General features: G+C 55.0%; 6 protein-coding genes and 1 pseudogene. 6 read left to right on the top strand and 1 reads right to left on the bottom strand.

Going from position 1 to position 6,660, the window contains the following annotated elements; genetic code table 11:
- From BM035_RS18835 to BM035_RS18810, 6 genes and pseudogenes are all read left to right on the top strand, one after another.
- Positions 1–209 (top strand): chromate resistance protein ChrB domain-containing protein (locus tag BM035_RS18835; RefSeq protein WP_139216068.1); only part of this gene is annotated, 209 nt, incomplete at its 5' end.
- Positions 210–211: 2 nt separating this feature from the next.
- Complete coding sequence (gene chrA / locus BM035_RS18830; protein ID WP_011786631.1) at positions 212–1,663, top strand: chromate efflux transporter; 1,452 nt, start codon at positions 212–214, stop codon at positions 1,661–1,663.
- A 313-nt stretch (positions 1,664–1,976) separates the two neighbouring features.
- Positions 1,977–2,291 (top strand): antitoxin Xre/MbcA/ParS toxin-binding domain-containing protein, encoded by a 315-nt coding sequence (locus BM035_RS23225; RefSeq protein ID WP_092033719.1) that lies wholly within the window; start codon positions 1,977–1,979, stop codon positions 2,289–2,291.
- A 286-nt stretch (positions 2,292–2,577) separates the two neighbouring features.
- A pseudogene (locus BM035_RS18820) lies at positions 2,578–3,360 on the top strand (radical SAM protein); the annotation flags it as partial.
- A 24-nt stretch (positions 3,361–3,384) separates the two neighbouring features.
- Positions 3,385–3,951 (top strand): DUF1285 domain-containing protein, encoded by a 567-nt coding sequence (locus tag BM035_RS18815; protein ID WP_008171634.1) that lies wholly within the window; start codon positions 3,385–3,387, stop codon positions 3,949–3,951.
- Positions 3,952–4,150: 199 nt separating this feature from the next.
- The gene (locus BM035_RS18810) at positions 4,151–4,612 is read left to right on the top strand and encodes an FKBP-type peptidyl-prolyl cis-trans isomerase (RefSeq protein ID WP_008171631.1); all 462 of its coding nucleotides are present in this window, start codon (positions 4,151–4,153) and stop codon (positions 4,610–4,612) included.
- A gap of 99 nt (positions 4,613–4,711) precedes the next feature.
- Here BM035_RS18810 and BM035_RS18805 read toward each other — a convergent pair whose 3' ends face one another.
- On the bottom strand, positions 4,712–6,364 hold the full coding sequence (locus BM035_RS18805; RefSeq protein WP_092033721.1) for an electron transfer flavoprotein-ubiquinone oxidoreductase: 1,653 nt from the start codon (positions 6,362–6,364) through the stop codon (positions 4,712–4,714).
- Positions 6,365–6,660: the final 296 nt, after the last annotated feature.

The raw sequence follows: 6,660 nt of genomic DNA, 5'->3' as shown, positions 1-6,660 counted from the left end.
CGAGCTTTGGCCTGCGCCAGGTGGCACTGCAGCGGATCGCGGAACTGGTGCATTACCTCGATGTTGGCGGCCATCAGCCACCGGCGGCCACTGGAGTTGAATGCGTATTGATGGGCTTTCGCGAGTCTCATCATAACGATGATCAGCTGTTACTGGCTGCCAATCAGGTGTTCGACAGTTTGTACACAACCTATACGAAGGGGAAGTAAGCATGCCGGAGTCGTCCCACTCCACCGATACAGCCCACAGAACCCAACAAGACACTGTGCCATCGGGTGGCGATCGCAACGAGTTTGGTCATGAGATTACGTTTGGGGAAGCGGTGCGCGTCTGGCTAAGGATTGCAATGCTGAGTTTCGGCGGTCCTGCCGGCCAAATCGCCGTCATGCATCGTATTCTGGTGGATGAAAAGCGATGGGTCAGCGAAAGCCGGTTTCTGCACGCCCTGAACTACTGCATGGTACTGCCCGGGCCGGAAGCCCAACAACTGGCTACTTATATCGGCTGGCTGCTGCATGGCGTCAAGGGTGGGCTCGTGGCCGGCGGACTGTTTGTGTTGCCGGGTTTTTTGAGCATCCTGGTGTTGAGCGTGCTTTATGCGGGCTTTCAGGATGCAACCCTGGTGCAGGCGCTTTTCTTCGGGATTAAAGCGGCGGTGTTGGCGATCGTGATTCAGGCCGTCATCCGGATCGGTAAGCGCGCGCTCAAGAATGCCTATATGTACATCTTGGCGGCCCTTGCTTTCATTGCCATCTTTTTGTTCGCTGTCCCGTTCCCGGTAGTGATCCTGACTGCTGCCGTTATTGGCCTGCTGGGGCGGTACATGGACCCGGAACGATTCGTGGTCATCAAGGGACATGACACGCCCGAGGATGGTGAACGGGCGATCGACACCATGATGGATGGCGGTGCCGCACATCATACCAAGGCAACGCGCAAGCGGGCGCTCAAGGTACTCGCGGTCTGGCTACCGCTGTGGTTCACACCGCTAGTTGTATTGGCTGTATCGCTGGGCTTTGACGATGTCTTCACCCAGATAGGGCTTTTCTTCAGCAAGCTGGCCGTCGTCACCTTCGGTGGTGCTTATTCAGTATTGGCTTATATGGCACAGGAGGCCGTACAGAACTATGGCTGGCTTGCGCCAGGGGAAATGCTGGATGGTTTGGGCATGGCAGAGACCACGCCCGGCCCCTTGATTCAGGTAGTACAGTTCGTGGGCTTCATGGGCGCTTTCCGCGACGCAGGCCCCCTCGATCCTTTTACAGCGGGCATTCTTGCATCGATTCTGGCTACCTGGGTGACCTTTGTTCCCTGTTTTCTGTGGATATTCCTGGGCGCACCCTATGTAGAAAGGCTGCGCGGGAACCAGGCGGTGAGTGCTGCGTTATCGGCGGTCACCGCCGCCGTTGTGGGCGTGATGCTGAACCTGGCTATCTGGTTCGCGGTGCATGTCGCTTTCGCCGAAGTAGATACGGTTCGGACCTTTGGCATGCAGTTAATGGTGCCGACATGGGGCAGTATTCAGATCGCCAGTGTGGTGCTTGCACTGGCCGCCTTTATTGCCATGTTACGCTTCAAGGTGGGCATGTTGCCGGTGATCTTAGTCAGTTCGCTACTGGGCATCGCTTATTACCTGTTGTTCGGAGGCACGCCGAGCCTGTGAGCAGCGTGTCAGGCCTCTTTTTAGGAATGTCCACAGTAACGGGGTAGAACCCATTAAGCGCAGGCGCGACGAAGCCCATTTCATTGCGCCTTCGGTTCCATTCCATGGGCGCGCATACTGCAAGCGCTATTCGTCTTACTCGAATGTCCGCTTTGCGACCCAAGCGCAGCCAATTTATGTTGATGTGGAGACTCTTAGCTTACTAGTCTCTCGCTAGTGCCCACAGGCCGCGATATGAGCAACGTAAGACGCCTTCCTTTTGTGGATTGTTCGGTGGAGAATGGACTTTTGATGCCAAGTCGGAGGGATCTGGATGACGGAAAGAAAATCCTACAACTTGGGTGATCTCGTGTCCCAGTGTGACCCAGACGCCCCGATTCCAGACACGCTTCGAGAGTGGGAACGGATGGTGCCGATTGGATTGGAACTGGTCATCACGCGGCACTCAGTCGACGTTGTTCATCAGTCGATACGAATCTTGGAATCTCGGGAACAAGCACTGGAGTGGATCCAGCGCCCGATTCCAGGGCTTGAAGATGAAAGACCTTGCGACCTGCTGGGTACCCCTGACGGTTGTTGCCGGATAGCGTCGGTGCTTCAAAAAATTGAGCATGGTGATTTCAGTTGAGCCTACCCTAGGATTAATGTCTACTCAAAACACGAATATGCGAAATGATAGAGCTCTGTGCAGGAAATCTTGTCAAATATCCCGTCGTAATGTTCGATTTGCGACCACTGGGTGAGCATAAGATCCTTTTTTATCGCCTCTTGCGGCGAGCGGGCTTTGTCCTCAATCTTGGTAGGTAGTCCCAACGAGAGTTTTAGTATTCATGTTTAGTACAGGTACTAATATAGAAAATGAGCATTCACGCACTCACTCACTCGATTGGGATAGTTTTTATAGTTATAGCAGCGAGATGTATACGCAGCCGCAAAAGAAATTCCGGGCCCGCAAGCCTGAAGATGTGCTCCAGGACATCCGTAATGCGGCTCGCAGCCTGGGTGGCGTGCGCCGGGTTTTTCTTGCAGACGGTGATGCCATGGTATTGCCGACCCGTCGCCTGTTGGAAATACTGGGTCAGCTCAGGGAGGTTTTTCCGGATCTTCAGCGGGTTTCCAGCTACTGTCTGCCCCGCAACCTCGCGAAAAAGACCGTAGAAGAACTGGCTCAACTGAAGGATGCAGGCCTTGAAATTCTCTATGTCGGTATGGAATCCGGCGATGATGAAATCCTGCGCCGGGTCAACAAGGGCGAAACCTGGGAATCCACCCGCTCGGCACTGCTGAAAATCCGTGAGGCGGGTCTTACGAGCTCTGTCATGGTGCTGAATGGGCTGGGCGGAGAAAACCTTTCGCGCCAGCACGCGATCAATACCGCAACGCTCTGCAACGAGACACAGCCGGATTATCTTTCCACCCTCGTGGTCAGTTTCCCACAGGGAGAAGAACGTTTCCGGGAGGGCTTCGGAGACGATTTCGTGCCGCTGTCCCAAAAAGGGCTCTTTGAAGAGATACGCCTCTTCCTGGAGCATCTTGAGCTGGATAAGACCATCTTCCGCAGTGATCACGCTTCAAATTACCTCGTGCTGAAAGGCACGCTGGGCCGTGACAAGCAGAAAATGCTGGACCAGGTAAACCTCGCCATTACCAACCCCGGTGCAGCACCGTTGCGCGCGGAGTGGATGCGCGGGTTGTAATTCAGATGGCCGGGAGCCACCGTTATGAGCATGAATCCGGATAATCTTGCAAAGCAGGTGGAGGAAACCGTGAAGAAGGTCGGGAATCCACCCATTGATCAGTGGGACCCCGAGCTTTCCGGGGATATGGATCTTCGCATCAGCCGCGATGGTCAGTGGATCTTCAAAGGCGAGCCGCTGGCTCGAGAAGCGATTGTACGTCTGTTTTCCACCATTCTCCGCCGGGAAAGCGACGGCGAATACTACCTGGTGACGCCCGTTGAAAAGTGGCGCATCCAAGTCGAGGATGCGCCGTTGCTCGCCCATTCCCTGACCGTGACTGGAGAGAGCGACCGTCAGGTCATTTCCCTGACCACCAATGTCGGCGAAACCCTCGAGATTGGCCAGGACCATCCACTGGAAGTGACTACCTATCCGGGCTCCGATGAGCCAAGACCCGTGGTAAAGGTTCGCCATGGGGTCGAAGCGCGACTGGTAACCGCAGCCTATTACGACCTGGCGGAGCATGTTGTGGAACGGAATGAAGACGGACACCCGGTTCTTGGGGTATTCAGCCACGGAATTTTCTACAAAATCGGGCAGGGTGGTTGAAAACCCGTACCACGGCCCCAGAATTACGGTAGAAAACGCATTAGCTCAGTTGTTAAACTGTGTTTTCATACTTGTTATGAGCCTGGCTCTCTAACGAGGCCCGGTGGTCGTTAGTCCCTCTGTTCAGTCTGGCTGTTCACGATCACTTTCGATTGCCTAAATCAATTAAACAGTCATTGCGGACACGCAAGGAGATCACATGGCCCAACCTCGTGTTGTCACCATCCATTACACGCTCACCAACGATCAGGGAGAGCAGCTTGATTCCTCCCGTGTAGAAGGTCGTGAGCCTCTGTCTTACCTGGAAGGTGCACAGAACATTATCGGTGGACTGGAAAGTGCACTGAACGAAAAGAACGCAGGCGATCAGGTTAAGGTTTCTGTAGAACCTGCTGAAGGCTACGGCGAAGTTAACGAAGAGCTGATCCAGCCGGTTCCGCGTTCTGCATTTGAAGGCGTCGATACCATCGAGCCGGGCATGCAGTTCCAGGCGCAGACCCCGGGCGGCCCCCAGGTCGTTCGTGTGGTAGAAGTTGGCGACGAAACCGTCACCATCGACGCCAACCATCCGCTCGCTGGCCAGACTCTGCACTTCGACGTAGAAGTGGTAGAAGCTCGCGACGCGACTGACGAAGAGCAAGAGCACGGCCACGCTCACTAAGCTTTTCTGAAGCGCAACGAAAAACGGTTCCCTCGGGAGCCGTTTTTTTATGCCAAAAAAAACGGCCCGCGAGGGGCCGTTTTCTACCGGAATCCGGACTTACATGTTCGGATAATTCGGGCCACCGCCCCCTTCCGGAGTTACCCAGTTAATGTTCTGTGCAGGATCCTTGATGTCGCAGGTCTTGCAGTGAACACAGTTCTGGGCGTTGATCTGGAAGCGCTTTCCGCCGCCATCGTCTTTCTCGACAACTTCATAAACACCAGCCGGGCAGTAGCGCTGCGCAGGCTCATCGTATTTAGGCAGGTTGTCGCGGATCGGAAGTTCCGGATCGGTCAGTTTAAGGTGAACCGGCTGATCTTCCTCGTGGTTGGTGTTTGAAATGAACACCGAGGACAGACGATCGAAGGTCAGGGTGTTATCCGGCTTGGGATAGGTCACCTTCTTGCACTCGGCTGCCGGCTTCATGGTGGCATAATCCGGAGTGGTATCGTGGAAGGTAATCGGCAGGCTGCCGCGCAGGATGTTCTGCTCAAAGTAGGCGATGGCGCCACCGACTATATTGCCGAACTTGTGCATCGCCGGGCCGAAGTTACGCTCTGCGTATAGCTCCTTGAACAGCCAGCTGTCTTCAAATTTCTTCTGGAAGCTGCTGATCTCTTCGCCGCTCTTGCCGTCCTTCAGCGCTTCGAAAACTGCCTCGGCGCCCAACATGCCGGACTTCATGGCGGTGTGGGAGCCCTTGATCTTGGAACCGTTCAGCGTGCCCGCGTCACAGCCCAGCAGGAGACCACCCGGGAAGCTCATCTTGGGCAGAGCGTTGTAGCCACCCTTGGTAATTGCACGGGCGCCGTAGGAAACGCGCTTGCCGCCTTCCAGGTGTTTCTTGATTTCCGGATGCAGCTTCAGCCGCTGAAATTCCTCAAACGGGCTCAGATGCGGGTTGCTGTAAGACAGATCGGTGATCAAGCCCACATATACCTGGCCATTCTCGAGGTGATACAGGAAAGAGCCACCGGTGGAGCCAGTTTCTTTCAGGGGCCAGCCGGTGGTATGAACTACGAGGCCCGGCTCGTGTTTGGCCGGATCAATATCCCACAGTTCCTTGATACCGATACCGTAGTGCTGCGGGTCTTTGCCTTCATCAAGCTTGAACTCGTTGATCAGGCGCTTGCCCAGGTGACCGCGGCAGCCCTCGGTGAACAGGGTGTACTTCGCGCGCAGTTCCATGCCGGGCATGTAGCCGTCTTTTTCGGAACCGTCGCGGGCCACGCCCATATCGCCGGTAATGATGCCTTTTACCTGACCGTCTTCAATGATGGTTTCGGACGCGGCAAAGCCGGGATACACCTCAACGCCAAGCTGTTCGGCCTGTTCGGCGAGCCAGCGGCACAGGTTACCCAGGCTGATAATGTAGTTGCCATGGTTGTGCATGTTCTTGGGCACAAACGCATTCGGGATCTTGGTGGCGCTGTCCTGGTTCTTCAGCAGGAAAATGTCGTCCCGGGTAACGGGCGTGTTGAGCGGAGCGCCTTTCTCTTTCCAGTCCGGGAAGAGTTCGTTGAGGGCAGTGGGCTCGAATACGGTACCGGCCAGAATGTGGGCGCCGATCTCAGAACCTTTCTCTACAACGCATACGGTGAGTTCCTCGCCAGCTTCCTGTGCCAGTTGCATGACACGGCACGCTGCCGACAGGCCCGCCGGGCCGCCGCCGACGATCAGAACATCAAATTCCATCGATTCGCGTTCCACGTTGGTCTCCTCAAACATCTTTAATGGATATTATGTGCCCGCAGGCCAATTATTCTGGGCCGCCATCATACCGGTAAAAGTGCCTATAGACGACTGCCCCAAGCCGTTTGTCCCGACTTGCATAACCAAAAGGATACCGTATTTGAAGAATCAAACAAACGTTTGTTTGAAATTCGCCCTGTCCTTTGGCATTGTAAGAGCACACTGAAACATCGTGTGTTTTGAGTCGAAATCTAGTATCGTCTCATTGCCGTCCCCGGTCAATACCGGGGAATTGGCTGAAAGTTCAGTCCTGG

Origin of the sequence: Marinobacter sp. DSM 26671 (assembly GCF_900112835.1) — a bacterium.
Classification (GTDB): domain Bacteria; phylum Pseudomonadota; class Gammaproteobacteria; order Pseudomonadales; family Oleiphilaceae; genus Marinobacter; species Marinobacter flavimaris.
Note: the sequence above shows the minus strand (reverse complement) of the source record. Positions and strands in the feature narration are given on the sequence as shown.